Source organism: Chitinophaga filiformis (assembly GCF_021646545.1).
Classification (GTDB): domain Bacteria; phylum Bacteroidota; class Bacteroidia; order Chitinophagales; family Chitinophagaceae; genus Chitinophaga; species Chitinophaga filiformis_A.
The window spans coordinates 1-14,560 of the sequence record NZ_JAKIRP010000012.1 but is presented as its reverse complement, the minus strand read 5'-3'; the positions used below and the strand labels follow the sequence as shown (position 1 = coordinate 14,560).

Below are 14,560 nucleotides of genomic sequence, written 5' to 3'. Positions count from 1 at the left end.
AAAAATGGTTTCATGAAACGCAGTATCTGCTGGACTACCTGGGTATACACTTCTGGTACCTCTTATATATTGCAGGCCGTAATACATTTGTTTCCGTGAAATGAAAAAACAGGTAAGAAGAAAACGATTTCGAAAATATAAATCTTACAAAAATAGCAGGAATATGAGTAAAGTACTGGTCATTAACGCAAGCGCAAGACAGGACAGGTCTTTCAGCAGGATTTTGGCAGCAATATTCGTTGGAAAATGGAAGCAGAAGCATCCGGAAGATAGCGTAGTACATCGTGAAGTAGGACAAGAGAATATCCCGCATGTGTCTGAAGCGTGGATAGCAGGGGCTTTTAAACCTGCGCACTTACGTACAGAAGAAGATGTAGCTGCACTCAGCGTGAGTGATACATTGATTAGCGAGTTGAAGGAGGCAGATATTATTGTTTTAAGCACACCAATGTATAACTGGTCCATTCCAAGCGCCCTGAAGGCCTACATAGACCAGGTGCTTCGTGTAAATGAAACGGTACTGATCGAGCCGGGAAAACCTGATCCGTACACCGGACTTTTGAAAAATAAGAAGGCTTTCTTATTACTCGTACGTGGAAACAAAGGTTATGAACCGGGAGAGTATTTTGAACACATGAATTTTCAGACGAATTATCTGAAAACCGTATTTCGTATCATGGGTATTCAGGATGTAGAAGTAGTTTTATTGAATGGTGCAGCTCATGGTGAAGAAGCTTCGTCGGCCGCGTTGACTGCTGCACAGGGAAATATAGAAGAACTGATCAATAGATAGGATTGGTGAGAATAGATAGAATATCACTGTGGTGACTAAGAAAGGTGGAAAAGTAAAATGCCGGGCAGGGTTTAGGCTGTCTGGCATTTTCGTTTATGTAAGCCTTTTCCAGCGGAGCGGCTGCCAGAAAAGATCAAACCAGCTTTTGTCCTATTCAGCGTTTTAAGTGATGGTATATGAGAGTTGATTTTTTTGAGTTATTTTGTTTGAACAGGAGATAAAATGCTGCATCCCACCTGTTCAATTGAAGCAACTAATCAGTATATCATGCTTAAAAACTTACTTTTCCTGCTGGGCCTTATTTGCGTTGAAGCAAAGATCTATGCACAAACCAGTTATGACTGGCATGAAGCCAGATGGACGATCGGCGTTTGCGAGCAGGATACTGGCCATATCTTTTATCGCCTGCCCGCAAGATTGGAAGGGAAAGTAACCGCTGGTGTGTGGAAGCAGTCAATAAGTAGTGCCGGCGAATATCTTCATTTCAAAACTACTGCCCGTACTTTTATTGTAAAATATATAGTGGCGGGAAAAAACTACGCGCTGCCACACATGCCTGCTACTGGTGTAAGTGGGGTAGACTTGTACGGAAAAGACATGCATGGTGGCTGGAACTGGTCTCCGCCTGCAAAATATTCTTTTGGTGATACCTGCGTATATGAGTATCGGAATCTTAACATTGCCGCAAGCGCACCGGCTGACTTCTACCTGTACCTGCCCTTATACGCAAGTTTACAATGGATCTCTGTAGGTGTGCCCGGGGGACAAAGCTTTGAATATACCCATGCTCATAAGGACAAACCAATTGTAGCATACGGCACATCCATTATGCAGGGAGCAGTGGCTTCACGGGCAGGCATGGCATGGACGAATATACTGGAGCGAAAGTTAAGCCGGAAAGTGATCAATCTGGGCTTTAGTGGAAATGGCCGTTTCGACGCACCCATCTTTGATCTGATAGCAGGTGTGGATGCGAAGCTCTATATACTCGATTGCATGCCCAATCTTGTTAGTAAAAAATCTTATCCGGCAGACACGATCCGGCAGCGCCTGATTTACGGCATAAATAAGCTGCGCGAACAACATCCTGGTGTGCCCATTTTACTGGCAGAACATGCAGCCGGGAACATGCCTTTAGGCATGGATACTGCTGTTGTCAATGCCTATCACGAAGCCAGCCGTACTATCACAGAGATATTCAACGAGCTGAAGAAAAATGGCGTGAAGGAACTGTACATGCTAACAGAGAAAGAGATCAACTTTGACATTAACAGTACCACGGACGGTACACATCCCAATGATTATGGCATGATGCAATATGCTACGGCATATGAGAAGAAGATACGTGAGATATTACACGAACCTACCGGCGACCTTACAACGCAATATCCTGTTGAACAATACCGCGATGGCTACGACTGGAGGAAACGGCATGAAGAGGTCATCGCCAATATTGAAATGAATAACCCGCAGGCAATCATTTTTGGCAATTCCATTATCAACTATTGGGGCGGCCTGCCTAAAGGAGAGAAAGTGGCTGACCGCGGAGAATCAGCCTGGCAACAGTATATGACGCCCCTGCGGGTACAGAATGCCGGCTTTGGCTGGGATAGGGTAGAAAACGTGCTCTGGCGGGTGTATCATGGAGAACTGGACCATTTTAAAGGAAATAAGATCGTGCTCATGATCGGTACCAACAACCTGGGACTGAATTCCGACGAGGACATTGTAAAAGGGCTAACCTTCCTGCTACAACAAATCAGATACAGGAAACCGCAGGCTACCATTTTTGTAGGTGGTATCCTTCCCCGCAGAGATATGCTGCAACGGGTCTTGACAATAAATCCCAAAATAAAGGCGATGGCAATGGCGAATGGGTATAAGTTTTTCGATCTTTCGAAAAATTTCATGAATGGGAATGCGTTGAATGATGCATTGTTCACAGGGGATGGATTACATCCGAATGAAAAGGGGTATGAGGTGTTAGGTGAGCAGTTGAGTGGGATATTGAAGAGATAGGGAGATAAGAATATTAATCGTAGTGAAAGCCTGGCATTAACCAGGCTTTCACTTTTAATGTGGGACTCATAAAGACTGCTTGTTTGGCCTATAATTAATGCCGACACTGCCTTTATTTCAGTTTTGAAAAGGTAACATGCCCGCTACCTGACAAGCAGTTTTAGCAAAAATAGCTGGGCCTCTCAAACCCTTTCCAAATATTATTTTTCCGCTAATAAACGCGCTGCTTTTTCCACATGTTCAACAGTCAGATTATATACCTGGCTCTTTGTTTCAGGATCATCCGCATAATCATCAGAGGAGCTAACTGTTGTAGAAACCGATTCGAGCACTTCCAGCAGGCTGTCGGCATCACTGCCTGAAATAATGTCCACCAGGTCAAGAATCACTCTATAAAGGAAAATAACCGGTACAACTGCACGGTCATCGGCATAAATACCGAATTCGTAAGAAACGCCGCCTTTAGTTAATATTACTGAAACTGTTGTTTCAAAAAGGGACTCCGGTGCAGCTTCACTATCCTCTGTCGCTTCTTCTTCCCAGGCCTCCTGTTCTTCTCCGTTTGTCTCAACTGTTTCTTCCCACTCTTCGGATTCTTCCTCTTCCTCGTCGGGCTCATATTGCCATTCAGACAAAACGACAATAATACCCTGTTTCAGCATGTTGTTTGTGAAGGCGTAGCTTATCTGAGAGCCTTCTTCATCAGTATACGATAGAAATTCTATCCCTTTTTTCGCCAATAGTTTTTCCATTGCCTTGAATTTTGGCCGGCAATATAGTATTTTATTTACATGTGTGGTGTTTTTAGAAGGTCAATCCTGTCTAATTAACCTGCTGCTGCGCAGGTTAATTTTCCACAGGAATTGAACAGGGAACGAAAATATAACAGGTAATTGCTGCACTTAATTTTGCATGGCGAGAAAAATATTACAACTTTAATGCAACATCAAGGATGGTTTAAGCATTGCACATGAAAAAATTAATAGTATCTATTCTATTTAGTAACCTGTTACTGGCCGGTATTTCTTCCCATGCACAATCTGCTAGAACAAACTTCCGTTTGATTGCGCACCGTGGTGGTATCGTTGATAGTACCACCGACCAGAATAGCCTGCAGGCGCTTAACAAAGCCATTAAGAAAGGTTACTGGATGGTGGAGATTGACCTGCGTATGACCAAAGACAGTGTACTGGTGACCCATCATGATAAGACCTTCAAAAACTCTTTCGGATTGGATGCTCCTGTGTCTTCCATGACCTGGGAAGCCGTGTCTAAACTGCGCAATGCAAATGGTTACCGGGTATTGAAATTGGAAGAGGTTCTACGGCATTGCAAGGGAAAGCTTGGCGTAATGATCGATAATAAGCTAAGTGGTAACGATACTGTTGTATGGATGCGATTGATCTCACTGTTGAAGAAGTATGATCTGTATAGTAGTGCGTTGATGATCGGCACGGATGAATCTACCGAATTTTTTACAGGAAAGATTAAGCTCAGTTGTACCCGTCAGCAGCTGGAGGATAACATGCGCAGGGCTTATTATAAATCTTCAAATTACTATCTCTTTTCAGACAATATCAGTAAAGACGACAATGACTGGGCCAGTCGCCACGATATACTTGTTGTAGGTGTGATCAATGCCTGGGCGTTTCATGGCGCGGATGCTGCATCCCAGGCTGCTGCGCAGGCAGAACGCCTGAAAGCGGCGGGTGTAAGGAACTTTCAGATTGATGCGGAGTATGCGCCGCTGCTTGGATATTAGTGCTTTGAGGTTGTTCTGTTGTTATACTAAACATGTGTTATCAATTAAGTATTTCCTTTGTTACCGCTGTACATACCGTCTTTAAAAATGGGTGCATTTTCATCGGTGAGGAACAGCACCAATTCAGCTCCCTTGTCTGATTGAATAGAAATGACTTCATTTTTCAGAACCAGCGCCTCTCTTTTATCGAGTACAGTGTCATTGTTTACCCTAACTGAGCCCTGATACACATATAACAGCGCAGTAAGTGCCGTCCCGGGCAAGGCTGGTAAAGCTAAGGCTTTGTGAGCCGTTAATTTTACATCGTACAACCAGGTCTGACTGCTGAAGTGAAGAGCTGTCTCAAATGCAGGTGAGGCCAGCAGCCGCCATTGGTTTTCACTGTCATGCTGTTTGAGATCCTGAAAGATCACCTCAGGAGGCAGGTCTTTCTCGCCGGGCCTTATAAATATCTGCAAGCCTTCAAATGGTTCGTCCTGGCCATCGATATACTCTTCATGATAAAAGCTTTTTCCTGCTTTCATCAGCATCAGGCGTGTGCCTCCAATAGTATCTTTATAGCCCTCCGAGTCGATATGCTCGACCTTTCCGGCCCTGAAGTAAGAAAGGATCTCGTCGTTAATATGCGGGTGCATGCCGATATGCTGTCTGCCATGTACTGAAGCATGGTCTATCCGGCCAATGCTACCTATGCCTGAATCCTGGCCGGACATTGCCAGGCCAGGATAGAGTATCTGAATAGAGCCGTGGCTTTTAAAAGCATCATGTGTTATTTTCTGTAACATAACGAGATAGTATTAAGCAGTGCCGGTACCGCCGACACTGCTGCTGTATTACTTAAACAATTTGGAATAAATTTCCTCAAAAAGAACAGGTTTCACCTTCTCACCTTCCGGTGTGGCCCAGCTGTGTACCAGTTCTGAAATAAACTGGCTGATAGTGGTGGTACGTACACCATGGCTTTCCCAGGTATGTCTGGCTATATCCTCAGCAATCTGGCTTGGTGCACCTCCTCCGTCAATTACAACCTGCACATCAAAACCGTCTTCCACCATGGAAATGGAAGGCCAAACAATACATACGTCATTGGTGAGGCCGGCCATTACTATATTTTTTCTCCCGTCTGCAGCTTTAAGTACAGCCGCCTTGAATGCGTCGTCTTCCCACGCATTCGTAATGCCCTGTCTTTTCACACGGTTTGAAAATTGCTGGGGCAAAATTTCCTCCATATCTTTTAGTAGTGGCCCCTGTGCCAGGTCTTCCTGGCTGGAGGTCAGCACAACCGGTATATTCAGATCTCTGGCAACTCTTGCCAGGGTACGTGCACGGGATATGATCTCTTCATGAGACCTGTTGGCGGAGAAATTAATGGTACCTTCCTGGTGGTCGATCAGTAGCATCACTGTATCTTCAATTTTGAACTTTTTCATAATTTATGTTTTGCTTTCGATAAGTTTTAAACGATGTTTTCTTTGAACTTATGAAGCAAAGTTACATTGCTGAAAGAGCTGCAAACGATGATAAATGTCACAATCGGATGATGACAATTATCACAGAGAATTGAAGATACGAGGTAGGAAAAATTAACGGGAGGAAGGGCGCCTTATTCTGCTCAGGGTTTCTCTGGCTATTCCAAGATAGGAGGCTATCTGGTGCTGCGGAAATCGTTGGACGATCTCCGGATATAAACGTTCAAAATTTTCATAGCGTTTTATTGCGCTGAGGCTGATGGTATCGTCCACACGCTTCTGAAAGGCAATATGATTATTTTCGCTCATTTGCCAGAACATGGATTGTATAACCGGCAGTTCTAAAATAATGTCAAGTTTTGCCCGGGGTAAGATCAACAGTGCTGTATCTTCCCAGGCTTCGATAAAGTACCTCGATGGCGTCTGATTAATATAGCTTTGCCGATCTACTACCCACCAGTTTTCAATAGCTAACTGAAGTATATGCTCCATGCCGGTGTCATCCACACTGTATTGACGCAAGGCTCCCTTCAGGATGAACCCTGTATACAGACAAACCTTTCCTTCTTCAACTAAATATTGTTTTTTTCTGAGCCTTTTAGGTTCAAATGAAGACCTGATGATGTCTTTTTCATCTTCTGTAATGCTTGCCTTGGCATAACGTTCTATATAGTCAAAAAGCGGCTCGTACATCTTAACAGATCATAAGGTAAATTGCCCGTCTGGCGGGACTTTTCAATTTCTCAAAAATAAGTCTTTTCGCTCTATCCTCCTAAGGCGCAAACATACCGCTTTGCAGGTTTATGTTCAGGCCTGAATATTGGTGTCGGAATGTGTTTTTAGCTGCCGGGAGGCCCGGTCAAATTTTTCACGATACTGAATGGGCGACATGCCTTCCTTGCTTTTGAAGAAACGACTGAATGTCTGTATATCATCATACCCCAGTTCATATGCAATCTCTTTGATGGACCGGTTCGAGTAATTGATCTGGCGCCGGGCATGGATAAGGATCCTGTCGTGAATGATGTTCAGCGGACTACGTGTTGAAAAAACGGAAAACAGATTGGAAAGTGTTTTAGGGGATTTATTCAGCTTGGATGCATAAAAAGCAACTTCATGCTCCTGGGTAAAATGTTTTTCCACCAGCCAGTAGAATTCCCGGACAATATCGCCCTGCCTTTTTTGCAGCTTATGGAAAGCTGTTGTCTGGATCAGTATCCTTACCGAAAGAATGAGCATGCGTTTGAGAATGGCCTGCAGCATATCCTGCTTTAATAGCTCATCCTTTTTCATTTCTGAGCAGAACATCTCCCATGACATCTCAAAATCCCTGATCTGATGGTCTTGCAGCGATATCAATGGTACACCGGAAGCGCCAAAGAAGAGCAGTCCTTTGCTGCCTACCTCGTTGTCATGGTTCACAATACAATAGAATGGCTGGTTGAAACGCACCATCCTTGCAGACTCCAGTTCTATATTATCGATCTTATGAAATTCGGTCAGAAAAATGATCTGGTTCTTTTTAAGCGGGTAGGGTATTTTATCAATGGTAATGTTCATCCGTTCTCCTACGTTCCAGATAAATGTCATATCGGTTTCTCTCACATCGGTAATCGTCTCAATGCTGGAGTTGTCGAGCTCCGATACAACGAGGCGTTCTTTGGTGTTGTTTACAAAAACCATGGACTTTTTTTACAAAGATAGAAGCTTAGGGCAAAGATGCAAACAAGCGTATCCCGCTACCAGTGAAAGGTCCGGAATACGCTGACTACGATGGGTTATTAATATTTATTGTTATTTGACCACTTTTCGGGAAAGGAAATTGCTGATGATGGCCGCAATTTCATCGCCAAAGCTTTCCAGGGCAAAGTGTCCTGTCTCGAACAAATGAAATTCCAGATTTTTCAGGTCTTTCTTGAATGCCTCTGCTCCCGGGCCGGGAAAGATATAATCGTTCTTACCGTATACGATCAGCGTTTGTGGCTGATGGTCCCTGAAATATTGTTGCCATTGTGGATAGAGGGTGACATTGTTCTGGTAGTCGTAGAACAGGGCCAGCTGAATGTCGCCATTTTCCGGTCTTTCGAGGTGTCTCAGATCTATTTCCCAGTTGTCGGGAGATATCAGATGCGGATCAGGTACATTGTGGGTATACTGCCATTTCAGACCATCGGGGCTATGGAAGCCACGGAGTGTATTTTCTGCTTCTTTGTTATTCCTGTCTTGCCAGTAGGTCTTGATGGGATCCCAGAAAGTTTCAAGTCCTTCTTCATAAGCACATCCGTTCTGTATAATCAGTGAATCGATCTTTTGCGGGCTCGCGCTGGCAATGCGGAAGCCTACAGGAGCGCCGTAATCCATGAGGTACAGGCTGTATTTCCGGATGTCCAGTTTTTCAAGCAGGGCTGTGACGATCTTTGCAAAGTTGTCAAACGTGTATTCAAATTCGGCTATTGGTGGCTGCTCGCTTCTTCCGTAACCCGGATAATCCGGCGCAATGAGATGATATTTGTCAGACAGATCCCTGATCAGATTCCTGAACATGTGAGATGAGGTGGGGTAGCCATGCAGCAATACGAGAGTGGGGTTGTTCCTGTTACCTGCTTCACGGTAGAAGATGTCCACGCCATTAATCTTAATGGTATTGAATGTTGTTTTCATGATTTATCATTTAGCGTTGAGTGAATCATTATTGATGATCGGCAGAAGTTTGGGAAAGTCAATGTCGGTTAACGCGGCAATGTTGACAGACATGACAGTTAAGTTTATTGATGGAGGAAAAGACGAGGTGTCCATGCCTGTATGGCACGATTCCATCTGTATCTGTTTACGGTCACGCTGGTATAACTGATGCGGGTTAATTAAAATCAATCCGGGGAAAGTGCTGTCACCACACCTGGTGCCAGGATCTTCAGCCGGTCTGCGATGCCGAGTATACTAAAGGCCTCCAGCAGGTTGTTGTTGTTCTCCGTGTAATGTGACCAGCCCTCTGAATGCAAAGGGATCAGCGTTGCATTGGGAAAGGCATGAGCAGTGTCGATTACATCATTAGTGCCCATAGTTAAATTAAAAGGCCCACGTGGGCGTGCTGCTCCGGCGAACACGAATATGTACTGCGGATCTATACGTTCCCCCAGCTTTTCGATTTCGTTATAGTATACAGTATCGCCGGTTACATACAGCTCAAATGACTGGCTACCGCTTACGGCGATATGAAAACCAATCACATCCCCGGTTATTTTAGTGACGCCTGCCGGACCATGTCGTGCCGGTGTGGCTGTTATTTTTATGCGGTCGCCATTTGGCGCCACATAGGCGCGATACTCGCGGGGATCAAGACCCAGGCTGTTGATACCTGTCTCTTTCAGTCTTCCCGCTCCGGCCTTTGTTGTTATAGTAAGCTTTGCCTCTTTGAGGAATGCTCTTCCACCTCCGTCGAGATTGTCGAAATGCTGGTCGTGACTCAGCAAAACAATGTCGATGGGTTGCTCAGGGAAAACTGCCGGACCTGCCAGTTTCTCCTCCGTACTTTTTTCGCTCAGCACAAACTTTGTACCTACAGGGTCGAGTGTTGGATCTGTCATTAATCTTAGTCCACCTATTTCAATAATGACGGTGGGTCCGCCCAGGTAAGTTGCCTGGGCCTGTGTTGAAATGTTCGACATGATTTTTTGTATTGATTTATTCCGATTGCGTTTAACTAATCTTCTTACCCTATTTGCTGCGGCAACATAGCCTCCTGATGTTGTGATGACGTTTTTTCCTGATCCGGGTCTGTTGCCATCAATCGTGACATAGCGGTCAATTGCTGATGTAACATGTTATATACTGGATATTCACACGCCCGGGTGTTACTTAGCTTCGAGCTTTTTTCTAAGGTCAGTCAGCTGTTGCTCCAACTGTTGTATGTGCCTGTCCTTAGAAGACATCAATACTTCTATTTCCGCTTCAGTAAACCTTGGTGTGATGTGCTGGGGGCAGTTCCAGTCATAGGCTTTGATACGGAAGATCATCATTCGCTCCGGCCTGTATTTGTAATCCTCCGGTTTGAGAAGGTCAAAGAGAGCGGGGTTGTCCTGTATTTCCACAATTTCTGCTTCTGCATAGATCTTCAATCTTGCCCGCAAGGGATATGATAAGAGGATAAGAGAAACCTTCGGGTTTTTCGAGATGTTGCCTACCGAGATATACTGGCGGTTACCACTGAAGTCAACAATACCGATCGTTTCGTTGTCTATTACCTTAATAAAGCCTTTCGGCCCGCCGCGATGTTGAATGTAAGGGTATTCATTCTCGCCGAAGGAAGCCATATAAAAGCTGTCCAGCTGCCCGATGAATTCCTCCTCAACCGGTGTTAACCCATCTACATAACTCATATTTTCCACCCGCTCATAAGTGCCCCTGCTGCCGAGTCGTTTCTGAATGGTTTTGATGGCGTCTGTAAAAGCGAACTTTGAATAGTTCATAACATTGAATTAGATGACAGTACAAAGTTCCGTTTCAAACAGGTGAGCATGGTAGGCAGCAATTCCCTGAAGGTTGACAATTCTTCCCGTCGGGCGAAACAAAGGAGCTGAAAGGAGCGCTTAAAAAAGTGTGGTGGATAGCGCAAATAGCGGCACAGGTATCCACCGCAAGGAAACACCGGGGAATAGTATTATCACTGAAGAAGAAATGGTGAGGCGATAGAGCGATATCATAACGACCCGGTCCGGAAGTCTTAAGCGGGACAAAAGAAAATACAACAACAATAAAATGGAAGGGGGAGAGTTGGGATCAACGGGCTTCATTTGGTCATGATTGCCATGGTAAGTATACAAACAAAAAAGGCTTTCATATGAAAGCCTTTTTTGTTTGTGCGGAAGAGGAGATTCGAACTCCCAAGCCCTTTCAGGCACTACCACCTCAAAGTAGCGCGTCTACCAATTTCGCCACCTCCGCAGGTCTGAAGTGGGTGCAAATTTAATCGCTTTTTGATAACCAACAAATTTTATTAATAAGATTATCATTTTCTAAGCAAAATCCTGAACGTCGTCCCCTTGTTAAGCTCGGAAGAACGCACTGTCAGCCGGCCTTTATGGTACTCTTCTATAATACGTTTCGCCAGTGAAAGGCCAAGTCCCCAACCTCTTTTTTTGGTACTGAACCCTGGTTTGAAGACTTTTTCGAAGTTCGCTTTCGGGATGCCTTTCCCGCTGTCGGTGATGTCTATCACGATATTGGCCGGGTGATTTTCGATATAAATATCAATGGTGCCTTTGCCTTCCATGGCATCCAGGGCATTCTTCAGCAGATTTTCAATGACCCAGTCAAACAATGCGGGGGAGATCATGGAAGGGATCTCATGTTCCTGGCAGTGCATGGTCAGTATCACCTTCTGTGGCGCTCTTTTCCGGATGTAGGTCACCATGGATTCCACCTGGCTGACCACATCGCGCTCTTCCAGCTGCGGTACGCTGCCTATTTTGGAAAAACGTTCGGTAATGAGTTTCAGCCTGTCGACATCTTTCCGCAGTTCGGTGGCCACCAGTTCATTGGCTTCATTATCCTTGAGGATCTCTATCCATGCTTCTATAGAGGAGAGGGGAGTACCCAGCTGGTGGGCGGTTTCTTTGGCCATTCCTACCCACAGGAGGTTCTGGATGGCGCGGTTGGAGCTGGAGAGCGCTACCAGTACAATGCTGATGAACAGCGCTACTACAATGAGCTGTATATACGGGTAATAGCGCACCTGTTTGAGAATGAGGGAGTCTCCGTAATAGATATAATTATAGAGATTGTTTTTTGCATCGATCTCCATAATGAATGGGGGATGCTGGTTTTTGAAAGTGGCCAGTTCCTCTTCCATGTATTTCGGATTGCGTGAAAGCCTGGTGGTATCGAGATTACGGGAGTCTATAATACGACCGTTTTCATTGGTGATAATAACGGGAATGCTGGTATTATTTGTAATGATCTCGACAGCCAGGTTGAGGTTTGCTTCGTCGGAAGCCTGGAGCAATTCGCGGTTGGCAGCCACCCAGGTAGCCACTTTTTTGGTTTCTTCTTCTTCCAGTTTGCTGGCGATGCTGCTTACATACCATATCGTACCCACAATGATGATCACTGCGGTGGATACCAGTACAAACTTCCAGCCTATAACCTGTTTAAACATACCGGGGCCTAAATTAAGCATAAACCGCAATTAGTGCGGAGGTGTTCCGAAGCTATGATAATTTGTTGCATATTTGTAACGCAAAAAATATTATTCACGTGTAAAGAGTGTGCTTTTGGCTGTATTACCATCGGTAGCTGTTGTTATTTTGAATTGGAATGGACGTAGTTTTCTGGAAAAGTTCCTGCCTTCAGTGTGCAGTTCCACTTACGGGAATCTGCAGTTGTATGTAGCAGATAATGCTTCGACAGATGATAGTGTGGCGTTTGTGCGTGCTCATTTTCCGGAAGTTAAGATTATTCAGAATCCTGCCAATGACGGCTTTGCAGGAGGTTATAATATGGCCCTGCAGCACGTTAAGGCTGATATTTACGTATTACTCAACCAGGATGTCGAAGTGGAACCGGGGTGGATCGAGCCGGTAGTGGCGCAGATGATGGCCGACGACAGTATCGCTGCCTGTCAGCCGAAACTGCGGTTTTACGATAAGAAGACTGAATTTGAGTACGCCGGGGCGGCAGGAGGCTGGATGGACATCCTGGGGTATACCTTCTGCAGGGGCAGGATACTTTATACAACAGAGGAAGATAAAGGACAATACGATGATGCCCAGGACATTTTCTGGGCTACCGGCGCCGCCTTGTTTATACGTTCGGCCTGTTTCCACGAAGTGAACGGCTTTGACGCCGATTTCTTCGCACACATGGAGGAGGTAGATCTCTGCTGGCGACTGAAAAGGGCAGGGTACAGGATCTGCTATTGCCCGGAATCTGTTGTGTATCATGTGGGAGGAGGTAGCCTGCCACAGGGTAATCCCCGTAAACTTTACCTGAACTTCCGGAATAACCTGATGATGCTTTGGAAGAACCTGCATCCGGCCGACCGCTGGATCATCTTATTCCAGCGTTTTTTCCTGGACCTGCTGGCTGCGGTGAAAAGCCTGGTGGCAGGTAAGCCGAAAGACATGCAGGCTATTTTCAGGGCTTACAGGGACTATGCCCGCTGGAGAACGAAGTACCAGTTCTCAAAAGATCGCTTACCACAGAAAAGACTGCTCGAGATGACCGGCGTCTTCCATGGTATCATGATCTGGCGATATTATTTCCTGAACCGCAAGACTTTCGGGACCCTCGAAAAATAACTTGCATTATTATTTGACATGACGTAAGTTTGCAATGCGAAATTTTTAGCTATGGAACACAATACTGTTGAAAATAAGAATGACTTTACCGGTAGCTGGGTATCATCTTCCCGTTTCCTGTTTTATGTAACAATCTTCTGCCTCCTGAGCTTTGTATTAGGCGGTTGCTTTAATCTGTTCAAACATCGCTACAAGGGTAAACCTGAAGTAGTTGTACCGGAAAATACCCTGTACAATCCAAAGTATAAATAAGCCACTTAATCATATTAGCGAAAGCCCCCTGGTCTGACCAGGGGGCTTTTTTATTGCCTTCAGCAGTCCTGTCCGCTGCTAATGGGATGTTATTCCAATCATTTGTTACCTGTAACTCATATACAAACTATGGATCAAGCCGGGAATCCGGGGGATCGGGCATACATCTTAGAACGTCTTAAAAAGGGAATTTCCATTTCCGCACCCCCTCGGGATCGCAATCCTGAACCGAATGGCTTCAGCAATTCGGCAATCCCCACACACTATCGGCAATCCCCACATATCTAAATGATAAGACCACCCAGGTTAGTTAATCCCTTCTCCGGCTCGGGAAGAGCTATCTATCGGTGTGCGGTACACTTGCTATAAGGTCTCCAAAAGGGTAATAAAAGGACATCAAAAGGGTATCTATATATCCTTTCGATATTGAAGTGACCTTTAATTACTATTTTAGTGCCTATTATCATAGTTTATCTCTACCTTAGAGAACCGAAACATTAACCTTGTAATCAATAACCTCAAAAAACCTTTTTATGGCCATTGTTAAAGACAATATCCTCCTGCAATTTGTACGGGGAACCCTTGGCAAACAACTCACGATCTATGAACGGAACGGGCAGATCATTATGGCGACAAAACGCGGCCCTTCAAGGAAAAAGCCTACCCAAAAGCAGTTAGAAGCAAGGGAGAGGATGACCATTGCTTCGGCACGAGCGCAGCGAATGATGGCCGATCCGGAGGTGAAAGCCTACTATGCGTCACTGGCAGGACCAGGACAAAATGCCTATAATATGGCAGTCAAGGATGCTTACCGCAGTCCTGAAATCCAAAGTATCAGATTAGAAAAGGAGGAGGTGGTAGTAACTGCGAAAAATGAGTTCCGCGTAGCAGAAGTAGAGGTAAAGGTAGTAGACGCTGAGGGTGTTGTTACGGAGAGCGGGCGGGCAGTTTTAGGCTGGAACGGCGTTGA

At 45.1% G+C, this 14,560-nt stretch carries 15 protein-coding genes and 1 tRNA gene; 6 read left to right on the top strand and 10 right to left on the bottom strand.

What is annotated here, in order from left to right; translation table 11 throughout:
• Positions 1–163: 163 nt before the first annotated feature.
• Entirely contained in the window at positions 164–793 is a 630-nt protein-coding gene (locus tag L3C95_RS24295) for an FMN-dependent NADH-azoreductase (RefSeq protein ID WP_236391606.1), read from the top strand.
• A gap of 267 nt (positions 794–1,060) precedes the next feature.
• Positions 1,061–2,812, top strand: a complete 1,752-nt coding sequence (locus tag L3C95_RS24290; protein WP_236391604.1) for an SGNH/GDSL hydrolase family protein — start codon at positions 1,061–1,063, stop codon at positions 2,810–2,812.
• A gap of 200 nt (positions 2,813–3,012) precedes the next feature.
• Here the strand turns inward: L3C95_RS24290 and L3C95_RS24285 are convergent, their stop codons facing one another.
• A complete protein-coding gene (locus tag L3C95_RS24285) occupies positions 3,013–3,564 on the bottom strand; it encodes a hypothetical protein (protein WP_236391602.1) in 552 nt (183 codons plus the stop codon).
• Between the two features lie 218 nt (positions 3,565–3,782).
• On the opposite strand from L3C95_RS24285, the gene L3C95_RS24280 reads away from it, so the two are divergent.
• On the top strand, positions 3,783–4,574 hold the full coding sequence (locus tag L3C95_RS24280) for a glycerophosphodiester phosphodiesterase (RefSeq protein WP_236391601.1): 792 nt from the start codon (positions 3,783–3,785) through the stop codon (positions 4,572–4,574).
• 44 nt (positions 4,575–4,618) lie between these two features.
• Here L3C95_RS24280 and L3C95_RS24275 read toward each other — a convergent pair whose 3' ends face one another.
• The 9 genes from L3C95_RS24275 to L3C95_RS24235 all read right to left on the bottom strand — a co-directional run bounded on the left by L3C95_RS24275 (position 4,619) and on the right by L3C95_RS24235 (position 12,197).
• Positions 4,619–5,359, bottom strand: coding sequence for a pirin family protein (locus tag L3C95_RS24275; RefSeq protein ID WP_236391598.1), 741 nt, complete (start codon positions 5,357–5,359; stop codon positions 4,619–4,621).
• A gap of 48 nt (positions 5,360–5,407) precedes the next feature.
• Positions 5,408–6,004, bottom strand: coding sequence for an isochorismatase family protein (locus L3C95_RS24270; RefSeq protein ID WP_236391595.1), 597 nt, complete (start codon positions 6,002–6,004; stop codon positions 5,408–5,410).
• A 153-nt stretch (positions 6,005–6,157) separates the two neighbouring features.
• Positions 6,158–6,736, bottom strand: coding sequence for a Crp/Fnr family transcriptional regulator (locus L3C95_RS24265; protein ID WP_236391593.1), 579 nt, complete (start codon positions 6,734–6,736; stop codon positions 6,158–6,160).
• Positions 6,737–6,850: 114 nt separating this feature from the next.
• Entirely contained in the window at positions 6,851–7,726 is an 876-nt protein-coding gene (locus L3C95_RS24260) for an AraC family transcriptional regulator (protein WP_236391590.1), read from the bottom strand.
• A 111-nt stretch (positions 7,727–7,837) separates the two neighbouring features.
• Positions 7,838–8,704 carry an alpha/beta fold hydrolase gene (locus L3C95_RS24255; RefSeq protein ID WP_236391588.1) on the bottom strand — a complete coding sequence of 289 codons (867 nt, stop codon included), beginning with the start codon at positions 8,702–8,704 and terminating at the stop codon, positions 7,838–7,840.
• 206 nt (positions 8,705–8,910) lie between these two features.
• On the bottom strand, positions 8,911–9,708 hold the full coding sequence (locus L3C95_RS24250; protein WP_236391585.1) for an MBL fold metallo-hydrolase: 798 nt from the start codon (positions 9,706–9,708) through the stop codon (positions 8,911–8,913).
• A 186-nt stretch (positions 9,709–9,894) separates the two neighbouring features.
• Complete coding sequence (locus L3C95_RS24245; RefSeq protein WP_236391583.1) at positions 9,895–10,509, bottom strand: pyridoxamine 5'-phosphate oxidase family protein; 615 nt, start codon at positions 10,507–10,509, stop codon at positions 9,895–9,897.
• Positions 10,510–10,900: 391 nt separating this feature from the next.
• Positions 10,901–10,984 (bottom strand) — tRNA-Leu (locus L3C95_RS24240).
• A 64-nt stretch (positions 10,985–11,048) separates the two neighbouring features.
• A complete protein-coding gene (locus tag L3C95_RS24235) occupies positions 11,049–12,197 on the bottom strand; it encodes a sensor histidine kinase (RefSeq protein ID WP_236391580.1) in 1,149 nt (382 codons plus the stop codon).
• A gap of 115 nt (positions 12,198–12,312) precedes the next feature.
• On the opposite strand from L3C95_RS24235, the gene L3C95_RS24230 reads away from it, so the two are divergent.
• From L3C95_RS24230 to L3C95_RS24220, 3 genes are all read left to right on the top strand, one after another.
• On the top strand, positions 12,313–13,338 hold the full coding sequence (locus L3C95_RS24230) for a glycosyltransferase family 2 protein (RefSeq protein WP_236391577.1): 1,026 nt from the start codon (positions 12,313–12,315) through the stop codon (positions 13,336–13,338).
• 51 nt (positions 13,339–13,389) lie between these two features.
• Positions 13,390–13,590, top strand: coding sequence for a hypothetical protein (locus L3C95_RS24225; RefSeq protein ID WP_236391576.1), 201 nt, complete (start codon positions 13,390–13,392; stop codon positions 13,588–13,590).
• A 533-nt stretch (positions 13,591–14,123) separates the two neighbouring features.
• The coding region (locus L3C95_RS24220; protein ID WP_236391573.1) for a hypothetical protein at positions 14,124–14,560 on the top strand (437 nt) is incomplete at its 3' end.